Annotated in this window: 20 protein-coding genes; 14 read left to right on the forward strand and 6 right to left on the reverse strand. The window is 52.2% G+C overall.

The window, feature by feature from the left end:
* On the forward strand, window positions 1-3,188 hold a 3,188-nt coding region (locus ACT53G_RS02305), incomplete at its 5' end, for a type I secretion C-terminal target domain-containing protein (protein WP_476168588.1).
* Window positions 3,189-3,322: 134 nt separating this feature from the next.
* On the opposite strand, the gene ACT53G_RS02310 is transcribed toward ACT53G_RS02305, so the two are convergent.
* The 6 genes from ACT53G_RS02310 to ACT53G_RS02335 form a co-directional block, all read right to left on the reverse strand.
* Window positions 3,323-4,783, reverse strand: coding sequence for a bifunctional 2-methylcitrate dehydratase/aconitate hydratase (locus ACT53G_RS02310; RefSeq protein WP_476168589.1), 1,461 nt, complete (start codon window positions 4,781-4,783; stop codon window positions 3,323-3,325).
* 95 nt (window positions 4,784-4,878) lie between these two features.
* The gene (prpC, locus tag ACT53G_RS02315; RefSeq protein WP_476168590.1) at window positions 4,879-6,054 is read right to left on the reverse strand and encodes a bifunctional 2-methylcitrate synthase/citrate synthase; all 1,176 of its coding nucleotides are present in this window, start codon (window positions 6,052-6,054) and stop codon (window positions 4,879-4,881) included.
* Between the two features lie 32 nt (window positions 6,055-6,086).
* Window positions 6,087-6,965, reverse strand: coding sequence for a methylisocitrate lyase (prpB, locus tag ACT53G_RS02320; protein WP_476168591.1), 879 nt, complete (start codon window positions 6,963-6,965; stop codon window positions 6,087-6,089).
* 135 nt (window positions 6,966-7,100) lie between these two features.
* Complete coding sequence (locus tag ACT53G_RS02325) at window positions 7,101-8,099, reverse strand: HpcH/HpaI aldolase/citrate lyase family protein (protein WP_476168592.1); 999 nt, start codon at window positions 8,097-8,099, stop codon at window positions 7,101-7,103.
* A 2-nt stretch (window positions 8,100-8,101) separates the two neighbouring features.
* Entirely contained in the window at window positions 8,102-9,160 is a 1,059-nt protein-coding gene (locus ACT53G_RS02330; RefSeq protein WP_476168593.1) for a MaoC family dehydratase, read from the reverse strand.
* 9 nt (window positions 9,161-9,169) lie between these two features.
* Window positions 9,170-10,051: an HpcH/HpaI aldolase/citrate lyase family protein gene (locus ACT53G_RS02335; RefSeq protein ID WP_275354849.1), complete on the reverse strand. Its 882-nt coding sequence runs from the start codon at window positions 10,049-10,051 to the stop codon at window positions 9,170-9,172.
* A gap of 181 nt (window positions 10,052-10,232) precedes the next feature.
* On the opposite strand from ACT53G_RS02335, the gene ACT53G_RS02340 reads away from it, so the two are divergent.
* From ACT53G_RS02340 to ACT53G_RS02400, 13 genes are all read left to right on the forward strand, one after another.
* Window positions 10,233-10,967 carry a GntR family transcriptional regulator gene (locus ACT53G_RS02340; RefSeq protein ID WP_194746977.1) on the forward strand — a complete coding sequence of 245 codons (735 nt, stop codon included), beginning with the start codon at window positions 10,233-10,235 and terminating at the stop codon, window positions 10,965-10,967.
* A gap of 192 nt (window positions 10,968-11,159) precedes the next feature.
* Window positions 11,160-12,362: a malic enzyme-like NAD(P)-binding protein gene (locus ACT53G_RS02345; RefSeq protein WP_313988722.1), complete on the forward strand. Its 1,203-nt coding sequence runs from the start codon at window positions 11,160-11,162 to the stop codon at window positions 12,360-12,362.
* A gap of 4 nt (window positions 12,363-12,366) precedes the next feature.
* Window positions 12,367-12,759 (forward strand): succinate dehydrogenase, cytochrome b556 subunit, encoded by a 393-nt coding sequence (gene sdhC, locus ACT53G_RS02350; RefSeq protein ID WP_379077958.1) that lies wholly within the window; start codon window positions 12,367-12,369, stop codon window positions 12,757-12,759.
* A gap of 6 nt (window positions 12,760-12,765) precedes the next feature.
* The gene (sdhD, locus tag ACT53G_RS02355; protein WP_379077956.1) at window positions 12,766-13,119 is read left to right on the forward strand and encodes a succinate dehydrogenase, hydrophobic membrane anchor protein; all 354 of its coding nucleotides are present in this window, start codon (window positions 12,766-12,768) and stop codon (window positions 13,117-13,119) included.
* 10 nt (window positions 13,120-13,129) lie between these two features.
* Complete coding sequence (gene sdhA / locus ACT53G_RS02360) at window positions 13,130-14,917, forward strand: succinate dehydrogenase flavoprotein subunit (RefSeq protein ID WP_338657417.1); 1,788 nt, start codon at window positions 13,130-13,132, stop codon at window positions 14,915-14,917.
* 1 nt (window position 14,918) lies between these two features.
* A complete protein-coding gene (locus tag ACT53G_RS02365) occupies window positions 14,919-15,665 on the forward strand; it encodes a succinate dehydrogenase iron-sulfur subunit (RefSeq protein WP_228518643.1) in 747 nt (248 codons plus the stop codon).
* 9 nt (window positions 15,666-15,674) lie between these two features.
* The gene (locus tag ACT53G_RS02370; RefSeq protein ID WP_476168594.1) at window positions 15,675-15,965 is read left to right on the forward strand and encodes an FAD assembly factor SdhE; all 291 of its coding nucleotides are present in this window, start codon (window positions 15,675-15,677) and stop codon (window positions 15,963-15,965) included.
* Window positions 15,962-17,092, forward strand: coding sequence for an HpcH/HpaI aldolase/citrate lyase family protein (locus tag ACT53G_RS02375; protein WP_194746971.1), 1,131 nt, complete (start codon window positions 15,962-15,964; stop codon window positions 17,090-17,092). The genes ACT53G_RS02370 and ACT53G_RS02375 overlap by 4 nt, the downstream gene beginning before the upstream one ends.
* A 225-nt stretch (window positions 17,093-17,317) precedes the next feature.
* Window positions 17,318-18,967 (forward strand): acetate--CoA ligase, encoded by a 1,650-nt coding sequence (locus ACT53G_RS02380; protein ID WP_476168595.1) that lies wholly within the window; start codon window positions 17,318-17,320, stop codon window positions 18,965-18,967.
* A gap of 24 nt (window positions 18,968-18,991) precedes the next feature.
* The gene (locus ACT53G_RS02385) at window positions 18,992-20,497 is read left to right on the forward strand and encodes a fumarate hydratase (protein ID WP_476168596.1); all 1,506 of its coding nucleotides are present in this window, start codon (window positions 18,992-18,994) and stop codon (window positions 20,495-20,497) included.
* 78 nt (window positions 20,498-20,575) lie between these two features.
* Entirely contained in the window at window positions 20,576-20,908 is a 333-nt protein-coding gene (locus ACT53G_RS02390) for a hypothetical protein (protein ID WP_379077940.1), read from the forward strand.
* 205 nt (window positions 20,909-21,113) lie between these two features.
* A complete protein-coding gene (gene acnB / locus ACT53G_RS02395) occupies window positions 21,114-23,693 on the forward strand; it encodes a bifunctional aconitate hydratase 2/2-methylisocitrate dehydratase (RefSeq protein WP_476168597.1) in 2,580 nt (859 codons plus the stop codon).
* Window positions 23,694-23,934: 241 nt separating this feature from the next.
* Entirely contained in the window at window positions 23,935-24,918 is a 984-nt protein-coding gene (locus tag ACT53G_RS02400; RefSeq protein ID WP_476168598.1) for a crotonase/enoyl-CoA hydratase family protein, read from the forward strand.
* The last annotated feature ends 3 nt before the right edge of the window (window positions 24,919-24,921 follow it).

The raw sequence follows: 24,921 nt of genomic DNA on the forward strand, positions 1-24,921 counted from the left end.
ATGGTGGCGTAGCAGATGACCCAACCCCAACTTTGAGTGGTAAGGCTGAAGCAGGTAGCACTGTGACTGTTTATGACGGCAAAAATGCGATTGGTACAGCTATCGCCGACAAAAACGGTAACTGGACATTCACACCATCGACTGATATTGCTAAAGGCTTGCATAACTACACGGTGACTGCAACAGACAACGCTGGCAACACCAGTGTGCCAAGCGATAACTATGCTTACACTTTGAACCAGTCACCAGTTTTTGTGACTTTAGATGGCAGTGCCTCTGTGTCTGAAGATGGATTACCAAGTGGTATTCTGGATCCAGGTGAGCCTTCAAACATTATTGCTTCTGGTGATTTAGGTATCTCAGATCCAAATGGTGACTTGCAGAGTGTGACATTGACTGCACCAACTCAAACCTATACGTCTGGTGGCGTGGCAATTACCTGGGCTGGAAGCAACACCGGGACGCTGATCGGTTCTGCTAATGGTCAGGAAATCTTGCGCATATCCATTGATAACTCAGGCAAGTACGCTGTCAAGCTGTCTGGTCCGCTGGATCACCCTGCTCAAGGTGAGGATACGCTTGCCCTGAAGTTTGGTGTAAATGCTAAAGACTCTGATACCACAACTACTGGTTCTATCACTGTTAATGTGGTTGATGATGCGCCGATTGCTACCAATCAGACGGTCACTGCTCAGGGCGACAAAGGCACAAACATCATGTTTACCATTGATGTCTCTGGCAGTATGGCGACATTGGATGGTATCAATGGTACCTCACGTCTTGCTAGTGAAGTGAAGTCCATCAATACCTTGTTGGATCAATATGCTTCATTGGGCGGTGATGTCCGCGTCATGATCGTGACTTTCTCTGATGGCTATTATCAGAAAACACCAACTTGGGTGACCATCTCAGAGGCAAAACAAGTGCTTGCTTCACTGCAAACGTTATCTGGCACCAATTATGATGCGGCGCTGGATGGAAGCAAAACAGCCTTTAACTCTGTCGGTAAGATCTCAGGCGGACAGAACATTGGTTACTTCTTCTCTGATGGCGAGCCAAATAGTGGCCGTGAAGTAGGGGATAGCGATAGACAGGCATGGGAGGCCTTCCTGAAAGCCAATAACATCAATGAATATGCAATTGGTGTGGGTAGCAGTGTTTCTGCAACGCAGGTGGCAAACAGCATGAACCAGGTTGCGTACAATGGCTCAACTGGCACGGATACAAATGCAATTCAGGTATCTAACTTTGCGCAATTGGATGCTGTACTGAGCCAGACTGTACCAACCCCTGTTGTTGGCAGTTTGACCAGTGGCGGTGGCTTCGGCGCAGATGGTGGCTATGTCAAATCGGTGGCGATTGAGGGGACCACTTACACCTTTGATGCTAAAACAGGTTCAATTGCCGTCGCTGGGACGAATAATAGCTCTTACAATGCGACGACTCATCAGCTGACAGTGGTTACCAAAGCTGGCACATTTGTTGTAGACATGGACGATGGTAAATATGCCTTCACCCCAGGACAGACAAAAGTAACTCTCATCAACACCACTTTTGATGCCAATGGCAGTAGTCAGCAAACGCCAGTGCCTTTAGGCTGGTACACAGACAACAAGAGTGGCACGATTGAGATTATGCCAAGTACTATTTATGGCTTGTCTGCAAGTTACGGCAATGTGCTTGAGATTGAAAACTATAACGGTGATGGAAATCTATACACTTATATCAATCCAAGCAAAGATGCAGTGGTGACATTAAGTTTTGATTATGCGGCACGTGCTGGTCATACATCAGGCGTTGACTCTGCAATTCAAGTAATTGTGAATGGTAAAGTCATTGATACGGTCAATACTGGAAGCTTGAACATGAGTACATTCTCATACAGCTTCACAGGGACTGGTAGCCAGATGCGCGTGGAGTTTAAATCAGTGGATACGAACAGTACCGGTGGTTTGCTTGATAACATTAAAATCACGACGTCAAGCACTACCCAGCCTGCAGACAGCACTAAAGTTACTTATACATTAAGTGACAAAGATGGTGACACCAGCACTGCTGATTTGACGGTGAATGTGGCGAAAAATAATACCTATACACCTACACCGCAGGTGGCGCCTGATGTCTCTACGGCTGTCGGTGCGGCTGGCTTGATTACCTTGCCTGGCCTGTTGAATGTTGATTTGCTGGATTTCTCTAGCCGCCAGAGCTTCACTGCAAGTGATGCCAATAACAACATTACTAACGTCAATATTGCTTTCAATGCTGGGATTGGTGTGATCATCGGCTCTACACTGATGAGTTACTCGCAAGCGGTAGCGAATGAGTTAGGCTTAAAAGTAAGCTATACAGAAAGTAGCGGCTTCCTTGGCTTAATCGGTGCAAATGGCAAACTGGTGGTTACAGCTGCTGACGGTGGCACGATCGACAACCTTGCTCTGAATGAATTCCTGTCAACGGTGAAGGTGAATCCGCAGCTTCTTGGCGTCAATGTGTTGGAAAACTTTACGATCACTGCAACTGACAGTACTGGCCTGCAAGATAGCGCAAGTGCAAGCAATCTGCTCAATCTCAGCTTGTTGAGTAGCAATAACACTACGCCAATTATCGGTGGTGATGCAGGTGACAACGTTGTTAACGGTACCTCCGGCAATGACATTATCTACGGCTACGCTGGCAACGATACCTTGAATGGTGGCGATGGTAATGACATCCTGCGTGGTGGTGCTGGTAATGACACCTTGAACGGCGGTAATGGCAATGACATACTGATCGGCGGTAAAGGCAACGATACCCTGACCGGCGGCGCGGGTGTGGATGTGTTCAAGTGGGATCAAGGCGATGATGGCTCTGCTGGCGCGCCTGCACGTGACACGATCACAGATTTCAACAAAGCGCCTGTCAACCAAGGCGGTGATGTATTGGATATCCGTGATTTGTTGCAAGGTGAAAATCCAAACAACTTAGTCAACTACATGCACTTCGAGAAATCAGGCAGCGATACCATTATTCATATCAGTTCGAATGGTGGCTTTGCTAATGATGCACACAATGTTTCAGGTGCATTCAATAGTGGTCAAGAAACGCAGACCATTGTGGTGGCTGGTGTCGATTTAACCAACGGCCAAACCAGCGATGCAGCCGTGATCGCAAACTTGCTGACACAGCAAAATATTGTTGTGGATCACTAATCGCAGCAGTATTGCTAATAGCAGTTCAAGAGCGACCCTTGTGGTCGCTCTTTTTTATTCAGCGTTTGGGTTTGATACAGGTAATAAAAAAGAGCGCTGCTTGAGCGCTCTTTTTAGAGACTGAGTTTGCGTTGTTAGAGCGCCAGCATATCCACAAACGCATTCACAGCAGTGGCTTCCAGCTTGGCCTGATCCTGACACAAGGCCAAAATGTCGGCTTGTCTTGATGTGTCAAAGCGACGCGCCAGATTGGTTTTGAATTTCTTCACCAGTTCCGGGATGCCTTCGCCACGGCGGCGGCGATGGCCAATCGGGTATTCCACCGCAATGTTGCTGGATTGCGTGCCATCCTTAAAGAAAATCTGAATGGCATTGGCAATGGAACGTTTTTCCGGATCCAGATAGTCATGCGTATATTCTGCTTTTTCGACGCAAGTCATCTTGTCACGCAGTGCATCTATGCGTGGATCAGCGGCTGCGGCATCTTCGTAATCCTGTGCAGTTAAACTTCCTTTGAGCAAACCAACGGCTGCCATATATTGAATACAATGGTCGCGGTCAGCAGGGTTATCCAACGGGCCGGTTTTATCGATGATGCGAATGGCGGACTCGTGTGTGGTGATAATAATCTTGTCGATGTTGGCAATGTCTTCCATGGTTTGCAGACGGCTGCCCACTTCCTTGTTGAGCTGGAAAGCGCACTCCACCGCTGTTTGCGCGTGAAATTCGGCCGGGAACGAGATTTTGAACAATACCTGCTCCATCACATAGCTGCCGTAAGGGCGCTGGAACTTGAAGGCATTACCTTTGAACAAGACGTCATAAAAGCCCCAGGTTTTCGCCGTGAGTGCACTTGGGTAGCCCATTTCGCCTTGCAAGGTCATCCAGGCCAGGCGCACCGCCCGCGAGGTGGCATCACCTGCTGCCCAGGATTTACGTGAACCGGTGTTTGGACTATGACGGTAGGTACGCAAGCTTTGACCATCAACAAAGGCGTTAGACACAGCATTGATAATATCCTGCTTGTTGCCCCCCAGTAATTTGGTCACGACAGCGGTAGAGGCAATTTTAACCAGAATGACGTGGTCCAGACCCACTCTGTTAAAGCTGTTTTCCAGCGCCAGTACGCCCTGAATTTCATGTGCCTTGATCATGGCGGTAAGTACGTCTTTCATGGTCAATGGCGCTTTGCCTTCGGCCACATTTTTGCGCGACATGTAATCCGCTGAAGCCAGAATCCCGCCCAGGTTGTCAGATGGATGTCCCCATTCTGCAGCTAGCCAGGTGTCATTAAAGTCCAGCCAGCGGATCATGGCGCCAATATTGAAAGCGGCCAGGATAGGGTCCAGCTGATAAGGGGTGCCGGGAACTTTGGCGCCATTCGGCACAACCGTACCGGCAATCACGGGGCCTAGTAATTTGGTACAGGCTGGATAATCCAGTGCCTCGAAACCACAGCCCAGCGTATCCATCAGGCAGTTGCGGGCGGTATCGTAAGCTTCATGAGAGTTGATTTCAAAATCTGCCACGTAGTTGGCGATATCTACAATGACTTGATCGGGATCGGGACGTACATTAGAAATATGGGCGGACATAAGAGATTCTTTCAAGTAAAAATTTAAGCAACAGAGGCTACAGCAGAGTTTTCTCTGTGCTCTCTGAGTCCTCTGTGGCTAAAAAATGGGTAAGACTAACGTTTGTCTAAAGGCACAAACGCTCTGTTATCCGGGCCGTTATACTCTGCATTCGGGCGAATAATCTTGTTATCGATACGCTGTTCTATGGCATGCGCGACCCAGCCGGTGGTGCGTGAAATCACAAAAATGGGTGTGAACATGCCAGTCGGGATGCCCATCATGTGATAGCTGGAGGCACTGTACCAATCCAGGTTAGGGAACATCTTTTTCTCGGTCCACATGATTTCTTCAATACGGGCCGAGATATCAAACAATTTCATATTGCCGGCATCTTCACAAAGGGATTTGCTTACGCCCTTGATGGATTCATTACGTGGATCGGCAATGGTATACACGGGATGGCCAAAGCCAATAATGATTTCTTTGCGCGCCATACGAGCCTTGATATCTGCTTCAGCTTCATCTGGTGTTTGGTAACGCTCAATAATCTCCATGGCGGCTTCATTGGCGCCGCCATGTTTGGGCCCCCGTAGCGCGCCAATGGCACCGGTGACGCAAGAATACAAGTCGGAGAGGGTGCCAGCGATCACGCGTGAGGTGAAAGTGGAGGCGTTAAATTCATGTTCGGCATAGAGCACCAGTGAGGTGTTCATGGCTTTGATATGCAGCTCGGATGGTTTTTTGCCATGCAGGAGATGCAGGAAGTGCGCCGCGATAGAGTCGTCATCAGTTTCTACCTCAATACGTACACCGCGATGGCTAAAGTGGTACCAGTAAATGAGGATAGAGCCGAAACAGGCAATCAAGCGGTCCCCCAGAGCTTGTGCGCCAGCAGTATTGCGGTCGGTAGCTTCTGGTTCCAGTGTCCCCAGCATCGAGCAGCCTGTGCGCATCACATCCATTGGATGCGCATTGGCTGGAATCTGTTCCAGTACGGCTTTAAGTGCACTGGGCAGGCCGCGTAGCTTTTTGAGCTTTTGATGATAAGCAGTGAGTTGTGGTTGGGTGGGCAGCTCACCGTGAATCAGCAAATAAGCGACTTCTTCAAACGTGGCATGTTTAGCCAGTTCGATGATATCGTAACCGCGGTAATGCAGGTCATTACCGCTATGGCCCACGGTACAAATGGCCGTGGTGCCCGCAGCCACACCCGCCAGCGCGACGCCTTTTTTACGCTTGGGTGCTTCACTAGCGGGAGCCGTGTTGATAGGATCAGTGGTGGTGTTCATAACTAACCTCCTTTATCTCTGGTCGCGTGCGCTTATTTTTTATAAAGCGCGTCTAGTTTCTGTTCAAAAGCGTGATAGCCAAGATGCTCGTACAGGTCCGCACGTGTCTGCATCAAATCCAACACATGTTTCTGTGTGCCATCCTTGCGTACGCGCTGGTACACCTGAAGCGCCGCCTGGTTCATCGCGCGGAAGGCTGACAGTGGGTACAAGACCATGCCAACGCCTGCCGTGGCCAGTTCCTCTACGGTGAATAAAGGGGTAGAGCCAAATTCGGTGATATTGGCCAGTACCGGCACCTTGACGGCCTCGACAAACTGCTGATACATCCCCAGCTCAGTCATCGCTTCCGGAAAAATCATGTCCGCACCTGCTTCTACGCAAGCACAGGCGCGGTCTATGGCAGATTGCAATCCTTCCACCGCCAGCGCATCCGTGCGCGCCATGACCACGAAGTCATCATAGGGCTTGGCATCGACGGCGGCTTTTACCCGGTCTACCATTTCCTCCAGGCTCACAATCGCCTTGTTAGGCCGGTGGCCGCAGCGTTTGGCACTGACCTGGTCTTCAATATGCACGGCGGCTGCGCCTGCCTTGGCGACACTTTTAATCGTACGTGCAATGTTGAATGCGCCGCCAAACCCGGTATCAATATCGACCAGTAATGGCGTATCCACGGCATCGGTAATCCGGCGGACATCTACTAGCACGTCTTCCAGGCCAGAAATGCCAAGATCGGGCAGGCCTAAAGAACCTGCCGCCACGCCGCCACCAGACAGGTAGATGGCTTTAAACCCGGATTGGGTGGCCAGCATGGCGTGGTAGGCATTAATCGCACCGATAATTTGTAATGGTTTTTCGGCTGCCAGTGTGGCGCGGAAGCGTCCGCCAGGGGTATTGGATTGCTGCATGATGAACCTTTGTAAAATTAAACTCTATTTAACCGCCGATAAACGCAGATGCACGCCGATAAGCTTTAAAAGTGAATTGGCTAACAATCTTTAGTATCGGCGTTAATCTGCGTTTATCGGCGGTCGTCAAACATCTCAAAAGAATGCGTGCTCTGCATCTTCCGGCATGGCCACCCCGGTTTGCTTGGCTTTTTGCAACACTTCCCAGAAATAACGGTAGGTGGCGCGGTCATGCAATTCACCTGCGTACTGAATCGGCCCCCAGTCAGCTGCCTGCGCGGCCAGTAAAATGCTGGCCGCATCCGTTACTTCGTCATAGTTGGGCTTCATGGCGTCGACGATGGCCTGAATCTGGGTCGGATAAATACTCCACATACGCATAAAACCAAACTCGTTACGGGCGCGGGAGGCGTCGCTGAACGTGACCTCCACATTTTTGAGGTCCAGTGTCACGTTATGAGCAGGTACCACACCATTGGCCAGCGCGGCAGAAACCACTTCTGTTTTGGCGCGCGCCAGCAAGCGATGATCAAACTGGCCAGGGCTACGCATGGCGCTGGCAGGAATCGCGCCATGGTGGGCGCTGACAAAGTCCATCAGGCCAAAATCCAACACTTGTAACCAGGGAAGCTGTGCAATTTCATGAACCTGACGCAGTGCGCCATGGGTTTCAATCAGGATATGTACCGGGATTTCACGGCGGATGTCATGCTGTTTGGCCACAGTCTGGATGTAGCTGATCATTTCACGCGCTTGCGCAATGTCAGTACATTTGGGAATGGTAAGGTAACTCAGCACTTCACCGGCCCCACCGACCAGAATGTCGATATCCTTTTTCCAATGCGGATGGGTGTAGTCGTGAATGCGTGCCCCGGCCATTTTGTATTTGTTGGCGTCAGAATTAAGGACACGCACAATCATCTCGGCATGTGCCTGTTCCTGCCCGCTGGCGGCCCCATCTTCACAGTCGCAGGTGATATCAAACACAGGACCCACAGCATTCGGATTGGCCGGATCTTGTAAGGATAAGGCTTTCAGGATCAGTTTTTCACTGCCTGCAAAGTGCTCACAAGCCGGGATCACCGGAAAGGGTTTTTCGCCACCAAAGAGCGCCTGGTTAGGATGAACGGCCATGGTTAGTTTCCTTTTCGTGGAATTAAAACGGTGTAATCGAGGTCGAGCACCACATTCGGGTGATAGCCCTGGGTGGTCTTGATGTTTTCAACATGATCCGGCGGAATATTCTTCAGGCCGATCATGCGTAATCTGAGTGCCCCCAGTTGTGGATGGGGGAGGGTCCATTGATCCAATACTTCTGTCATGCAATAAATCGTGTCGCCTGCATAACTTGGATTGGCGTGGGTGCCACCATTAATCGCAGCGATGGATAAGGCATTTTCCAAGCCCTCATAGCTCAATGCGCGGCAGGCTGAAATCACCACACCTCCATACACTAGGCGCTGTCCCTGCGGGGTGGATTGCATCATGTGTGCATCAAAATGCAGCCTGGCGTTGTTCTGATAAAGGTGGGTTGCCAGCGTGTGGTCGCTGTCGTTAATCGTGAGCCCGGAAGGATGGCGCAATCGCTCACCCACGGCATAGTCTTCCCAGAAATAGTGGCCGCCAGTGGCAACGGCGATTTCCTGGTGCACATTAAACGGTGCAGGCAGGCGCAGATTCTCGGCTGCGACAAATGCCGGTAATTCGGGGATCACCGTTTCCGGGGCTGGCGCCTCCAGATTTTTCTTGTGCACCATGACCCAGCGTACCCAGCTTAAAACTGTCTGCTGGTCTTGATTGACCGAGGTTGAGCGCACCCAAACCACGCCATTTTTGCCACTGGAGTTTTGCTTGAGACCAATCACTTCGCTGGAGGTGGTCAAGGTATCACCCACAAATACTGGCTGGATAAAACGCACATCGGCATAGCCAAGGTTAGCCACAGCATTCACGGAGATATCCGGCACGGTTTTGCCAAATGCAATATGAAAGGCAAGCAAGTCATCAATCGGCATCTGCGCGTAACCCAAGGACAAGGCAAACGGCGCGCTGCAATGCAGCGGGTTGCGGGCGCCTGTCAAGGCGATATACAGCGCGGTATCGCCGCTGGTGATGGTACGGGGCGTCGCATGCTGGATGACTTCACCCAGCTGGAAGTCTTCAAAAAAACGCCCGGCGTTGATTTTGCCTGTCATGTTGATTCCTTAAATGAATTCTTCTTCTAGCTCTGCAATCGCTTCTGATAACTTGATGAGTCGTTGCGCAGCTTTAATATGGTGGTGTTCCACCAGTTTGTCGTTGACCACGACCGTCCCTTTACCGCCTTCGTTAGCCTCTTTCAGGGCTTTAATGATCAACCTTGCATGTTCGACCTCAGACCTTTGCGGGGTATACGCATCATTGCAATAAGCAATTTGTGCCGGATGCACCAGTGACTTGCCATCCATGCCTATGTCGCGCCCCAGGCGGCAGGCATATTCAAACGAATGCATGTTCTTAAAATCAGACGTAATGCCATCAATCACGCCTTTGCCATACGCACGCGCCGCCAGAATGACCAGCGATAAGGAGGTGAGGATGGCAGAGCGTTCATGCGTCACACGTGCATGCAGTTGCGAAATGAGGTCAGAGGTGGCCATTACCATGCAGATCACGCGCTCAGAGGCGGCCGCAATTTCCTTGGCGTTTAATACTGCCAGCGGGCTCTCTATCATCACCATCATCGGCACATCCTTGCCGCCGGCATCGTCCAGCAGCTGTTGTGCCTGCAACACGTCTTCGCGAGACTCGATATTGGGGAACAGAATGGCATCTGCGCCAATATTGGCCACTGCCTTGATATCGTCATGCCCCCAAATCGAGTGCAGATCATTGACGCGCACCACCACTTCACGTTTGCCATAGCCACCTTGCTTGACAGCATTGACAACGTTATCCCGTGATTGCACTTTGACATCCACCAGAATCGGGTCTCCCAGATCCAGAATGACGGAATCGGCCGCTAATGTGCGCGCACGCTCCAAATAGTGCTGATTACAGCCAGGGACATATAGCATCGAGCGTCGTGGTCTGAGTGCATATGACATGGGTTTTCCTTTGTTGCAGCGAGAATTGAATTCATTATTCATGAATAAAAAAACTCTGTCAACAAATATCTTATGTCTTATATAAGATATAAAATAGTAGACAACAAAAAAGCGCTGTGATATAAATTGAATAACTAATTTTTTGGCGTCTTGTGATGCCTGCAAGTGTGGAGTCAAGGATATGGATAAACAAGTCGGATCAGCCAGTTACAGGCCGTTATATGACCAGATTAAGGTGTTGATCACCCAGAGCCTGATTGGTGGGGAGTGGCGCCCGGGTGACATGATCCCGAGTGAGATTGATCTGGCTCAGCGTTACAAGGTCAGTCAGGGCACGGTGCGTAAGGCAATAGATAGTCTGGCTACTGAAAATATCCTGATTCGTCGTCAGGGCAAGGGTACGTTTGTCGCGACCCACAATCAGGATGATGTGAAGTTGCGCTTTTTGCGTCTGACTGCTGAAACCGGCCAAAAAGAATTGTTACAGAATGAGTTTATCTCCTGTGTCAAAAGCAAAGCCAGTGTGCATATCGGCAAGGTGCTGGAAATGAAGGCGGGCGCGACCACCATAGAGGTTAAGCGCTTGCTGACTTTTTCCGGACGGCCTCTGATTTATGACCACATTATTGTGCCCGCTGCGCCATTCAAAGGCTTGAATCGCGCCAAGGTGGAAGAAAGCAATGGCTCCATGTACAGCATGTATGAGTCGCAGTTTGGCATACGCATGATCCGTGCTGAAGAGCGGATCAAAGCGGTGGCCGCAGATGCTGAAGTGGCGAAAGCCCTGGGGCTGAAAGAGGGATATCCGCTGCTGAGCATAGAGCGCGTGTCGTTCACCTATGGTGATAAGCCAATGGAGTGGCGGTTAGGTTTGTGCCTGACCGATGACCACCACTACATGAGTGAATTGGAATGATTGAAAAATCTTCATCAGCGGCGTTGAGCTGCGCTTGTCCGTCTGGCTGCTGAAGTTTTTGAATTATTCGGGATAAAAGAAATGACTTTTGAAAACACATTTTCGCGTTGTTGGGCTTTGCTTGCCTAGCCAACATGTATTTTGAAAAGTCTTGGTCGACGCAAAGACTGGTGAATAGAAAGAGGTTAATGAATGGATGACTTGAAAAAACGCGCGCTGGACTACCACCAGTTTCCCAAGCCGGGCAAGCTGAGCGTGGAGTCGTCCAAGCCATGCGCAACGCAACAGGATTTATCCCTGGCCTACACGCCAGGGGTGGCCGCGCCAGTGCTCGAAATAGAGGCGGATCCTGCCAATGCCTACAAGTATACCAACAAGGGAAATTTGGTGGCGGTGATCACTGATGGAACAGCCGTGCTCGGACTGGGCAACGTCGGTGCTTTGGCCGGCAAGCCGGTGATGGAAGGCAAGGGCGTGCTGTTTAAACGCTTTGCAGATATTGATGTGTTTGATATCGAAGTCAATGCCGCCACGCCTGACGAGTTTATCCAGACTGTCGTCAATATCGCGCCGACTTTTGGCGGGATCAATCTGGAAGATATCGCTGCCCCGCACTGTTTTTATATTGAATCCGAACTGAAAAAACGCCTGGATATTCCGGTGTTTCATGATGACCAGCATGGTACGGCCGTGATTGTGGCAGCAGCCTTGTTAAATGCGCTTGAGCTCCAAGGCAAAACCTTGCCCCGCGCCAAAATTGTGTTTTTAGGTGCGGGTGCGGCGGGTTGCTCATGTGCCAAGTTGCTTAAGCTGATGGGTGCCACCGATATCACCATGGTGGATCGCAAAGGCGTGCTCGATTTGGCGCGGGATGACTTGCATGACAACAACCGTGCGTTGGCGATTGCGGCTGGCAAGGTGAGCTCGCTGGCCGAGGCCATGCAGGGCGCAGATGTATTTATCGGGGTGTCGGCCAAGAATGGCTTGCCAGCAGAGCTGGTGGCCAGTATGGCGGCCAAACCGGTGATTTTTGCACTGGCCAATCCAGATCCTGAAATTTTACCCAGCCAGGTTTTCGCAGTGCGTGATGACGTGATTATGGCCACTGGCCGCAGTGATTTCCCGAATCAGGTCAACAACGCCTTGTGTTTCCCTTATTTGTTCCGTGGTGCGCTGGATGCCAAGGCCAAACAGATTACCGAGCAGATGAAAGTGGCGGCAGCAAAAGCGCTCAGTCAACTTGCGCGCGAGCCTGTGCCGCAGCAAGTGCTGGAGGCGTACCAGTTAACGTCTTTATCGTTTGGCAAGGAATACATTATTCCCAAGCCGTTTGATCCACGCTTGATGGAATACGTGGCCGGTGCAGTGGCACGTGCAGCGCAGGCAGACGAGTAGCAGCATGATTGTTAAAAAGCAGAAAAAACAGCGGCCCAAGAATCTGGATTTATTTACGATCCGGCTGCCGGTCAATGCCGTGGTGTCTATCATGCATCGGGCCAGTGGCGTCGCACTGTTTTTGATTCAGCCATTGCTTTTATGGACCTTGTATCTGTCATTGTCTAGCGCTGCTGGCTATCAAAGCGTGGCCGGCCAATTGCAAACATGGCCAGTCAAGTGTCTGGTCACGGGCTTGGCCTGGGCGTTTTTTCATCATTTTTATGCAGGTATTCGTCATCTGGCGATGGATGTGCATTGGATGACCACCCTGCAAAAGGCAAGGTTCTCCAGCCGCGTTGTGCTGGGACTGGTGGCATTCACCATGTTGTGGATGTTATGGGCGATTTGGGGCTGAGTCAGCATGCTATTTGAACTGCTTACGGCGAAATACCCTGGCATGCGTCGCTGGCTCACGCAGCGGCTGTGTGCCTTGTCCATGGCCTTTGGGCTGTTGTTATTCTGCATGCGGCTGCTGTGGTTGTCGCCAGCAAGTTATCACGACTGGGTGGCCTTGTTTGCGCCCTGGTGGTGGCGCCTGCTGACACTGTGGTTTTTTATCTGCATGTTACTGCATGCGTGGCTGGGTGTGCGTGATGTGCTGCGGGATTACGTGCCGCATCTGGGCGTACGGTCCGTGCTGCAACGATTGGTAGATATTGCGGTGTGGGGAAATGCACTCGCAGTATTGTGGATTTTATTTGGAATGAAGATTTAAGGTGAATGGCATGACCAAGACAGCGCAGGGGACAGGTGCAAGCAAACTACAGCATCATCAGGTAGATGCAGTCATCGTCGGCGGTGGTGGGGCTGGCTTGCGTGCGGCATTGCAGCTGGCGGAATCCGGCGCCGATGTCGCTGTGCTGTCCAAAGTGTTCCCCACCCGTTCACATACCGTGGCGGCACAAGGCGGCATTGCCGCCGCGCTCGGTAATGTGTCTGATGACAACTGGTTGTGGCATATGTATGACACCATCAAGGGTTCGGACTACCTGGGCGACCAGGATGCGATTGAGTTTATGTGCCGCAATGCGGCCAAGGCCATTATTGAACTGGAGCACTTTGGCATGCCGTTCGACCGCCTCGAAAATGGCCGCATCTTTCAGCGTCCGTTTGGCGGCATGACCCGCAATTTTGGCGAGCAAGCCATTTCGCGGACCTGTGCTGTGGCGGACCGCACCGGCCATGCCATGCTGCATACGCTGTATCAGCGCAACGTCAAGGCCAACACTCAATTCCTGATTGAGTGGTTTGCCCTGGACCTGATTCGGGATGCCGATGGGGATATCTTGGGCGTGATTGCGCTCGAAATCGAAACCGGCGACATTCATGTGATTCATGCCAAAGCCACCATGCTGGCCACGGGTGGCGGTGGCCGCATCTTCCAGGCCAGTACCAATGCCTATATCAATACGGGGGATGGCTTGGGCATGGCCGCGCGCGCAGGCCTGCCGTTGCAGGATATGGAGTTCTGGCAGTTTCACCCCACCGGGGTATTGAATGCCGGCGTATTGATTACCGAAGGCGTGCGTGGCGAGGGCGGTTATTTGGTGAATAGCGAGGGCGAGCGTTTTATGGAGCGCTATGCTCCGAACGCAAAAGATTTAGCCAGCCGCGATGTGGTGTCGCGCGCCATGGCGACCGAGATTAAAGAAGGCCGCGGCGTTGGCAAGCATAAAGACGCGGTGTACCTCAAACTAGATCATTTAGGGGAAGACATCATCAGCAAACGCTTGCCTGGCATCCGCGAGATTGCCAAAACCTTTGCCGGTGTAGACCCAACCCAGGCGCCTATCCCGGTGGTGCCGACCGCGCATTACATGATGGGTGGCGTGCCCACCAATCTGGATGGTCAGGTTGTGGTACATGACGGCCAGTCTGAGCGTGTCGTCAATGGTTTGTATGCGGTGGGCGAATGTGCCTGCGTCTCTGTGCATGGCGCCAATCGTCTGGGCTCTAACTCTTTACTGGATCTGGTGGTGTTTGGCAAAGCGGCAGGTGACAAAATGGCGGCGGAGATTGCTGCCAACCGTGCGCACAAGCCGCTGCCAGCGAATGTCGCGGATGCAACGCTGGCGCGTGTTAACCGCCTTGAAAATGGCGGGGGCGAGAAAGTGGCTGAGGTGGGCTTGGCGATGCGCCAGACCATGCAAAAACATTGCGGGGTATTCCGTTTTCCTGATTTATTGGCCGACGGCGTAGACGCCATCAAGCAGGTGGCCCAGCGTGCCGGGCAGTTAAGAATTGCTGATACGAGCAAGGTGTTTAACACGGCCAGGGTCGAAGCACTGGAGTTGGATAACCTGATGGAGGTGGCGCTGGCAACCATGCAAGCGGCCCATGCGCGTCAGGAAAGCCGCGGCGCCCATGCCCGTGAGGATTATCCCGAGCGTGACGATACGCATTGGCTCAGTCATTCGCTGTATTTTGCCCGCGAGCAAAAGCTGGTGTACAAGCCGGTGCGCCTCAAACCATTGACCGTAGAACCATTCGAGTTGAAGAAAAGGGTGTATTGATATGCGTTTCTCTATTTACCGGTTTAATCCCGACGTAGACAAAAAACCCTATATGCAGGACTACGAGGTCACGCTGGAAGACAGTGACCAGATGTTATTGGACGCGCTGATGCGGATTAAAGAACTGGACGAAACGCTCAGTATGCGCAAGTCCTGCCGTGAAGGTGTGTGTGGCAGTGATGCCATGAATATCAACGGCAAAAATGGCCTGGCCTGCATTACCAAACTCAGTGATCTGCAAGAACCTGTGGTATTGCGTCCCATGCCTGGCTTGCCTGTGATTCGCGATCTGGTCGTGGATATGACGCAATTCTTTGATAACTATCATTCGGTGATGCCTTATTTGCAAAACCACGACACGCCGCCGGAAACCGAGCGCCTGCAAAGCCCGGAAGACCGTGCCAAGCTGGATGGCTTGTATGAGTGCATTTTGTGTGGGGCTTGTACAACCTCTTGCCCCAGCTTCTGGTGGAACCCCGACAAATTTGTCGGTCCGGCAGGGCTGATGCAGGCTTACCGCTTTATTGCCGACAGCCGTGACCAGGAACAGGATGCGCGGTTGGAGAATCTGGAAGACCCTTACCGTTTGTATCGTTGCCACAACATCATGAACTGTACCGATGTCTGTCCGAAAAAGCTGAATCCAAACGCTGCCATTGCAGCGATTAAAGACCTCAAGATCGAAAAAGCCAAGGCCCATCAAGACAGCAAGCCGGGTAAGAAGATCTTTGGTATCAAAGTGTTATAGGGGGAATTTATGCTAAATGCTGAGATTTTACGTGACGCCGAGCAGCGGCGACTGACCTGGCGCTGCCGCCGCGGCATGCTGGAACTCGATATCGTATTGCAACGCTTTGTCAGTGAGCAATTTGGCAACCTGACACTGGCAGAAATGGAGCAACTGGATGCCTTGCTGGAACTGCCAGATAACGTGTTTTGGGACTTGATTCAGGGCGTAAAAGCCCCGACCGGAGACCTCAAGCCTATGGCAGCCCTTCTTCAAAAATTGAGTGCGAGCCGGCCGACGGCAGAACAGGAGACCAGATGATTCAGCATATGGGAGAAGAGCCGATTGCACTGGATGCCAGTGCCTTGGGGGATTACTGGCCAGGCATACAGTTGTATTACCCGCCAGTGAAATATGCGCCCAGCTTGGGCATTTATGAAGACATGGAGCAGGCGGCCAACCGCATGGTCAAGCATGCGCACTTTACCAATGCGCATACGCTGATTTTTGACCTGGAAGATGGTTGTCGGCAGAAAGAAATGAGCCGCACCTTGCTGCGGCAGGAGCTGCCCAAACTGCGCAAGGTCAATGAGCGCGTCACCATTGCCATCCGCGCCAACTCCTTCCGTACCGATGAGTACGAAGAAGACATGAAGCTGGTACGCGACATGGGCGAATTTATTGATGTCGTCATGCTGGCCAAGGCGGGTGAATCCTACGGTGCCGCCGAGGTGCGTGATCTGTCTAGCTTTTTGTTGAGTATTAACCCGCAAATCACCATACAGCCGATTATCGAACACCCTAAATCGCTCAAGATTGCACCTGAACTGATGCAATACGACACCGTGAAACATGTGGTGTTCGGTATCCATGACTTCTCTAAAGCTTTGGGGATCCACATCACGCCCGAGCATTGGATAGAAGAGCTGTTCTATTTTATCAACCAGCTGATTTTTGAAGCCAGGATCGCCGGTAAAGGTGTGATTGGCGGTGTGGAAACGCTGATTGGCAGCAACATCATGCCGGACAAATTTGTGGAACCGCACGACGTGCGTCGCTGGCTGGATTTGCATGGCGATAACGAGTCGCGCGTGGTGTACAAACACGCTTGCCAGGAAGCGGCCATGGGCCTGACCGGCAAGCAGGTGATCCATCCCGGGCATATTCATTTGTGTAAAACCGCTTACACGCCATCGCCGACCGAGATCAACCAGAAGGTGGCGATTTTGAAAGCGGCGATTGAAGCCGATGCCTTGTTGGGTGGGGCGATCAAGTTTGAAGGCGAGATGTTGGACCCGCCCATGTTTGGGAAGGCGTTGCAGACGCTGCTGAGAGCGCATGCCTTACGCGCGCTCAAGGTCAGCGATATGGAGTTTGCCTTGCATGTGCTGCAGTTGATGCCGGCGCAGGTAGTACGCCAAAACTGGCCCTACGGCATTCTGCTTTAAATCAATGGCTGCGCGGGCGAATCACGGCGTTGCGCGGTACTCGAAATCCTCATGTACTTTTAGTACATTCCGGTTTCTGTGTTCCGTGCGCCTTGTGCTTCATCCCGCTCGCTCATTGATGAGCGTTTAAGCGTCATTGAAGATTTAAAAAGCATTTTCAAAAGAAATGCCTATAACAGCATCGCATCAACCGTGCGTGCATAGAGTGATTGGAAAGGTTTGAACATGACACAGTTAGCCCCTTATCCACAATGGCAATGGGACATCCCTGAGTTTTTCAATATCGGGGTGGCTTGTAGTGACCGGCACTTGGGCACACCGACAGCCGATGAAATTGCCATGATTGTGGAGGATGACAGTTTTGGTACCAGCATTATCACCTTTGCCGAACTGGCGGCTAGGACAGACCGTTTTGCGCAGGTGTTGCGTGAATTGGCTGTCAAGCCAGGGGATAGGGTGCTGATTCGCCTGCCGAACAGCCTGGATTACCCGACGGCCTTTCTCGGCACCATGAAAACCGGGGCGATTTCCGTGCCGACGTCTACTTTGCTCACTGCAGAAGAAGTGGCTTATCTGGCCAAGGATTCCGGCGCCGTGGTCCTGGTAACTGACGCGGCCGCCTGGCAGGCGATGTCTGCCAAAATGCAGCAGAATATCGCGCAAACACCCCATCTGAAGCATGTCTTGCTGACACAGTTATCCGGGGAGGTCTCACCCGTGGATGGGTTTAATGTGGTGTCGCTGGAGGCAGCCCTGGCGAATGTGACTGACGCAGCGCCCGCCTATGCCACGCGGGCAGAGGATCCGGCTTATTTGGTCTATACCTCAGGTACGACTGGTTATCCTAAAGGCGTGCTGCATGCGCATCGTGCCTTGTTGGGGCGCCAGCCAGCCGCCCAATACTGGTTTAACTACAGCGACACGGTGCAAGACCGCATCATGCACTCCGGTAAGTTTAACTGGACCTATGTGCTGGGCACTGGGCTGATGGACCCGTTATACCTGGGTAAAACCGTGATTGTGCATGAAGGCAAAAATGATGCGCAAAAGTGGCTGGATTTGATTGCCAAACACAAAGCCACCATCTTTATTGGTGTCCCGACCATTTACCGCCAGTTATTGCAAAAAACCACCGCTATACAGGCAGATATCCCCAGTGTGCGTCACTATATGAGTGCGGGCGAGCATTTGTCGGATGAGGTGTTGACCCAATGGCGTGAGCGTTTTGGGTTGGATATTTATGAAGCGGTAGGCATGAGTGAGTTTTCCTACTATCTTTCACAAAGTGTGTATCGGCCGATTCGTGCGGGCTCTGCCGGTTTTCCGCAACCTGGGCACCAGATTGTATTGCTCAATCCCGACACCCGTGAGCCGGTGGCCGAAGGCGAGGAGGGCATGATCAGCGTGCCGGATAATGATCCTGGCTTATTCCTGAACTATTGGAACTTGCCGGAAGAAACAACCAAATACAAGCATGATGGCTATTTCTTTACCGGCGATTACGCCAAGTATGATGCCGATGGCTATCTCTGGTTTTTGGGCCGTAAGGATGACATTATCAAGAGCTTTGGCTACCGGGTGTCGCCATATGAAATCGAGCGCGTCTACAAAGGCCATCCGGCCGTGGCAGATTGCGCGGCCGTCGGCGAAGAGATTGAAAAAGACAAATTGCTGGTGGTGATTTATGTGATCCCCAAACCGGATGCCGAGATTGCCCCAGAAGAACTGATGGTGTTTGGCAAGCAGCATCTGGCGGCGTATAAAGCACCGAAAACAGTCTACCTGGCCAAGGAGTTTCCACGCACCAAAAATGGTAAAATCTTGCGTAAAGATGTGAGTCCTGCCATTGCGTATCAGAAAAGCAATGCGCGCTAAAACGCCCGCCTGAAAGACCAAAACATGGCCCTGATTAAAACCCAAGACTTTATCGAGAGCATTGCAGATGCCTTGCAATATATCTCCTACTATCATCCTGAAGATTATATCCAGGCTCTGGCGGCGGCTTATGCCCGTGAGGAATCGGCAGCGGCCAAAGATGCGATTGCCCAGATTTTGACCAACTCACGCATGTGTGCAGAAGGCAAGCGTCCGCTCTGCCAGGATACAGGCATTGTGGTGGCATTTATCAAGGTTGGCATGCATGCCAGATTTGAAGGCGACATGACGCTGGAAGCCATGGTCAATGAAGGCGTACGCCGGGCCTATCTGCATCCTGACAATACCCTGCGGGCTTCTATCGTCAACGATCCGGCTGGGGCACGCAAAAACACCAAAGATAATACGCCAGCGATTACCCACGTGGAAATGGTCGCAGGGGATAAGGTCGACGTGCAGGTGGCAGCCAAGGGTGGCGGCTCCGAGAACAAGTCCAAACTGGCGATGCTGAACCCGAATGAAAGCATTGTCGATTGGGTGCTTGAAGTGGTGCCGGAAATGGGCGCAGGTTGGTGTCCGCCAGGCATGCTGGGCATAGGCATAGGCGGTAGCGCTGAAAAAGCCATGTTGTTAGCTAAAGAGTCACTGATGGCGCCGATTGATATTCAGGCGCTGCAGGCACGAGGCGCGCAAAACCGTATTGAAGAACTGCGTTTGGAGCTCTACGAGAAGGTCAATCGCTTAGGCATAGGCGCACAGGGTCTGGGTGGCTTAACCACGGTACTCGATGTGAAAATTCTCGATTACCCCACCCATGCAGCCAGTTTGCCGGTGGCGATTATCCCCAACTGTGCCGCCACCAGACATGTGCACTTCACGCTGGATGGCTCAGGGGTGGCGGTGCTGACTCCGCCCAGCCCTGAGGTTTACCCGGATGTGCATTGGGCACCTAGTCCGCAAGCCAAGCGCGTGAATCTGGAGACGGTGACGCGCGAAGAAACCCAGCGCTGGAAAACCGGCGACACGCTGTTGCTGACCGGCAAGATTCTGACCGGTCGTGATGCCGCGCATAAACGGATTCAAACCATGCTGGCCAAGGGCGAGCCCTTGCCGGTGGATTTCACCAACAAGTTTATCTACTACGTCGGCCCGGTGGATGCCGTGCGCGATGAGGCGGTAGGCCCTGCTGGCCCGACCACCGCCACTCGGATGGATAGCTATACCGACATGATGCTGAACACCGGCTTGCTTGGCTCCATCGGTAAAGCTGAACGCGGTGACGAAGCGCTGACTGAGATTGCCAGACACAAGTCGGTCTACCTGATGGCGGTTGGTGGTGCGGCTTACCTGGTCAGCAAGGCTATTAAACATGCGCGCATGCTGGCATTTGAAGATTTAGGCATGGAGGCCATCTATGAGTTTGAAGTGGAAAACATGCCGGTGACGGTGGCAGTGAGTGCCGATGGCGATTCTGCGCACAAGAGCGGCCCAGCCCTCTGGCGCAAGAAGATTGCGCTCAAAGCGGTTTAATGTGCTTTCAATCACAGAACATGCGCACGATTTGCTAAACACTACGTCATACTACTAAGCGTCAGAATGGGGGTAAGTATGATAAAAGGATTAAAAGCAAATACAGGTGTCAGCATGTGTTGCGCCGTTGCGCTGATGATGTTGACTGTGCAAGCGCACGCAGAGTCTGCCCTGGAGTATTTTACGGATAGCACTGGCAAATATGCCGGACCGAGTCTGGAAGACCAGGTGGCGTTAATGGACACCGACCATAATGGTTTTGCCGATGTGTTTGAGGTACGTGCCTACCTGGAAAAGCAACATGGCAAGGGCTATCAGAAAGAGCTGCTCGATAAATGGGAGTCCTCTGCTGCTGGCAAAAGCTGCAGTACCCCGTTTGCCAAGCAACTTTACGGAGACAGTACACGCTGACAGCGTTCGCAGTGTTGTTTTGATGCTGACAACGGCTGTCATTTTGATCAATTGTCAGAATGTTACAAGCAGTTAACATTCTGGCGAAGGGAGTGCATTATAATCAAATCAAAAGAATGCCTCGCGGCCAGTGGTTAATACCGGCCCATTCCCCGATTTTCGTTTTATTGCCCAAATTTGATTTATTAAATAGAGCCTACACATCATGTTAGAAGCATACGACACCCACGTAAAAGAGCGCGCTGCGCAAAACCTTCCTCCCTTACCCCTGAACGCTGAGCAAGTGGCCGCCCTGGTTGAGTTACTCAAGTCTCCTCCAGCCGGGCAGGAAGCCTTGCTGGTGCATCTGCTTGAGAACCGCATTCCGGCCGGTGTAGACCAGGCGGCGTACGTCAAAGCGGCCTTTTTGGCCGATATTGCCAATGGCAAGGCCAGCTCACCCTTGGTCAGCGCTGAAAAAGCCGTTGAACTGCTGGGAACCATGCTGGGTGGCTATAACGTGCAGGCGCTGGTGGCTTTACTGGATACGCCCATGGCGGCGCATGCCGTGAAGGCCTTGTCCACGACCATCCTCATGTTTGATGCCTTCCACGATGTGGATGCCAAAATGAAGGCCGGTAACACGCATGCCAAAACATTGATGCAAGCCTGGGCAGAGGCACAATGGTTTACCAGCAAACCAGCGCTCAAAGATGAGATCAAAGTGGTGGTGTTCAAGCTGGATGGTGAAACCAACACCGATGACTTAAGCCCGGCGCAAGATGCCTGGAGCCGTCCCGATATCCCGTTACACGCCAAGGCGATGCTGGTCAACCGTATGTCTGATGGCCTCAAAGTGATTGAGGACCTGAAGCAAAAAGGCCTGCCATTGGCTTATGTAGGCGATGTGGTCGGGACAGGTTCTTCACGTAAATCTGCCATCAACTCAGTGCAATGGTGGATGGGCGACGATATTCCATTTATCCCGAACAAACGCACGGGCGGCGTGGTCATTGGCAGCAAGATTGCGCCTATCTTCTTTAACACGGCTGAGGACTCTGGTGCCTTGCCGATTCAATGTGATGTCTCCAAACTGAATACGGGTGATGTGATTGTGATTAAGCCGTTTGAAGGCAAAGTGTTGTCTGAAGCGGGCGAGGTTCTGGCCACATTTGAAATGAACCCGGTTACCCTGGCGGATGAAGTGCGCGCCGGTGGCCGCATTCCGCTGATTATTGGCCGCGGCCTGACTTCAAATGCCCGCAAAGCGCTGGGCTTGGGTGAGACCGATCTCTTTATTAAAGCGGTGCCTGCCAAAGATACTGGCAAAGGCTATACTCTGGCGCAAAAAATGGTGGGCCGTGCGTGTGGCCTGCCTGAAGGCATGGGTGTGCGACCAGGTACCTATTGCGAACCTAAAGCCACCACCGTCGGCTCTCAGGATACCACAGGCGGCATGACGCGTGACGAGCTCAAAGAGCTGGCGTGTCTGGGCTTTAGCGCCGATCTGGTGATGCAGAGCTTCTGCCATACCGCGGCCTATCCAAAGCCGGTTGATATCAAGTTGCAGCACGAGCTGCCAGAGTTTATGTCCAGCCGTGGCGGTGTCAGTTTGCGTGCCGGTGATGGTGTGATCCACTCCTGGCTCAACCGCATGATTCTGCCGGATACCGTGGGTACGGGCGGTGATTCGCATACCCGTTTCCCGATTGGCATCAGCTTCCCGGCTGGGTCTGGTCTGGTGGCTTTTGCCGCAGCAACCGGGGCGATGCCACTGGATATGCCTGAGTCGGTCTTGGTGCGCTTTAAAGGTGAAATGCAACCAGGCATCACCTTGCGTGACCTGGTGAACGCGATTCCTTATGCGGCCATTCAGGAAGGAACCTTGACCGTCGGCAAGCAGGGCAAGAAAAACGTGTTTAACGGCCGCGTGCTTGAAATTGAAGGCTTGCCTGACCTCAAGGTCGAGCAAGCGTTTGAATTGGCGGATGCCTCGGCGGAGCGTTCCGCCAACGGTTGCACGGTGCTGCTGAACAAAGAGCCGGTGATCGAATTCCTCAATTCCAATATCGTGCTGATGCAGAACATGATCGAAAACGGGTATGCCGACGCACGCACGCTGGAGCGCCGGATTGCCAGCATGAAGGCCTGGCTGGAAAAACCGGAGCTGTTGCAGCCTGACAGTGATGCCGAATACGCCCATGTGATTGAGATTGATCTTAACGAAATCAAAGAGCCATTGGTGGCCTGCCCGAATGACCCGGATGACATCAAGCCCTTGTCAGCCGTAGTGGGGGACAAGATTGATGAGGTGTTTATCGGTAGCTGCATGACCAATATCGGCCATTACCGTGCTGCTGGCAAGGTGCTTGAAGGCGCAGGTGGCATCCCAACCCGCTTGTGGATTGCTCCACCGACCCGCATGGACGAAGCACAACTGCGTGCCGAGGGCGTTTATTCCACCTTTGGGGTGGCAGGAGCCCGTACCGAAGTGCCAGGCTGCTCGCTTTGCATGGGTAACCAGGCACGCGTGGCGGACAAGGCCACCGTGTTCTCGACCTCTACCCGTAACTTTGATAACCGTATGGGCAAGGATGCTCGCGTCTATCTGGGCTCTGCCGAGCTGGCGGCGGTCTGCGCCAAGCTGGGGCGCATGCCGACCATGCAGGAGTATATGGACACCTTGGGCAGCAAGCTGACCAATACTGCCGAGATATACAAATATCTCAACTTCAATCAGATGACGCAGTATGCCGCCTCTCTGGAAAACAGTAAAAAGATTATTCCGATCAAAGAAACGGCATAAGGGCTTAATCTTCAAGTACAACAAGGGGGCGCAAGCCCCCTTTGTTTTTTATCAGCATCGTTATTTTGTTTTCTGCTGTTGTTTTTCAAGCCGCACATTTGCTTGCAACTGTAAAAGCGGTAACGGCGATATTCGCAGGTGATCTGTTTTGATTATGATGTATTGGCTGTAAGCAATGATGGCTGCGGCTAGCACAGCCATTCATTGGTTTAACAGGTTGCCAATATCCAAGGAGAAACCCATGAAATCGTGCGAACAAACACTGCCTTACCTCCCTCAACAACGCTTGCTTGCTCATGATTACGGCCAGGTGTACTGTCGTTATGATGAAGAATCGCAGGCACTGTGGACTTATCTTTCTCAGCCGCAACGGATTCCGTGCATCAATCACGCCTTGTTGCTGGACTTGCATGCGCACCACCATGATATCGAACTGAGTGGCGGTTATGTTGAGACCGCGAACGGGGCGTCATTGCCGATCCGCTATTCGGTATTCGCCTCTGCCACGCCCGGCTATTTTAATATGGGTGGCGATCTGCAAAAGATGGCTGCGGCCATCCGCCAACAGGACAGGGCGCAACTGGAGGCCTATGCCAGACTCAGTATAGATGTGGTGGCACAACGCGCTTTCCGCTTTCAACTGGGCAATGTCACCAAAATTTCACTGCTGCAAGGTGAGGTGTTGGGGGCAGGCATAGAAGCGGCTTTAACCAGTGATGTGTTGATCGCAGAGCGACAGGCTGTGTTTTGCTTTCCCGAGCTATTCTTCAACATGATTCCAGGCATGGGCGCTTACAGCCTCATTGCACGCAAAGCAGGCATGGCAGTGGCTGACAAGATGATTTTGGGGTGCGAGCGCTATAGCGCGGAAGAGTGTCTGCAAATGGGGTTGATCGATATGGTGGTCGAGCAAGGGGAAGGCGAGCAGGCCGTACGCACCTTTATCGATAAAAACAATAAACACGCCGCAGGGTTTTTATCCGCACAAAAAGCCAAGGAAAAAATTCATCCGCTAAGCTATGATGAATTGACGGCGATTGTGCAGCTTTGGGTTGAAAATGCCTTGCAACTCAGTGAGCGCGACTTGAAAGTGATGGACCGTTTTTATCGTGCGCAGTCACGCTTGTTTCAGCCTGTGCCTGCAGATCAGCAGAGAGAAGCTGTGCTGACACCGTCTACTGAAAGTGAGGCGTTCTTCGTGCATGACCGCGTTGTGAACCAATAAGCG

The sequence above is a fragment of the Methylophilus sp. DMC18 genome, from assembly GCF_056314005.1.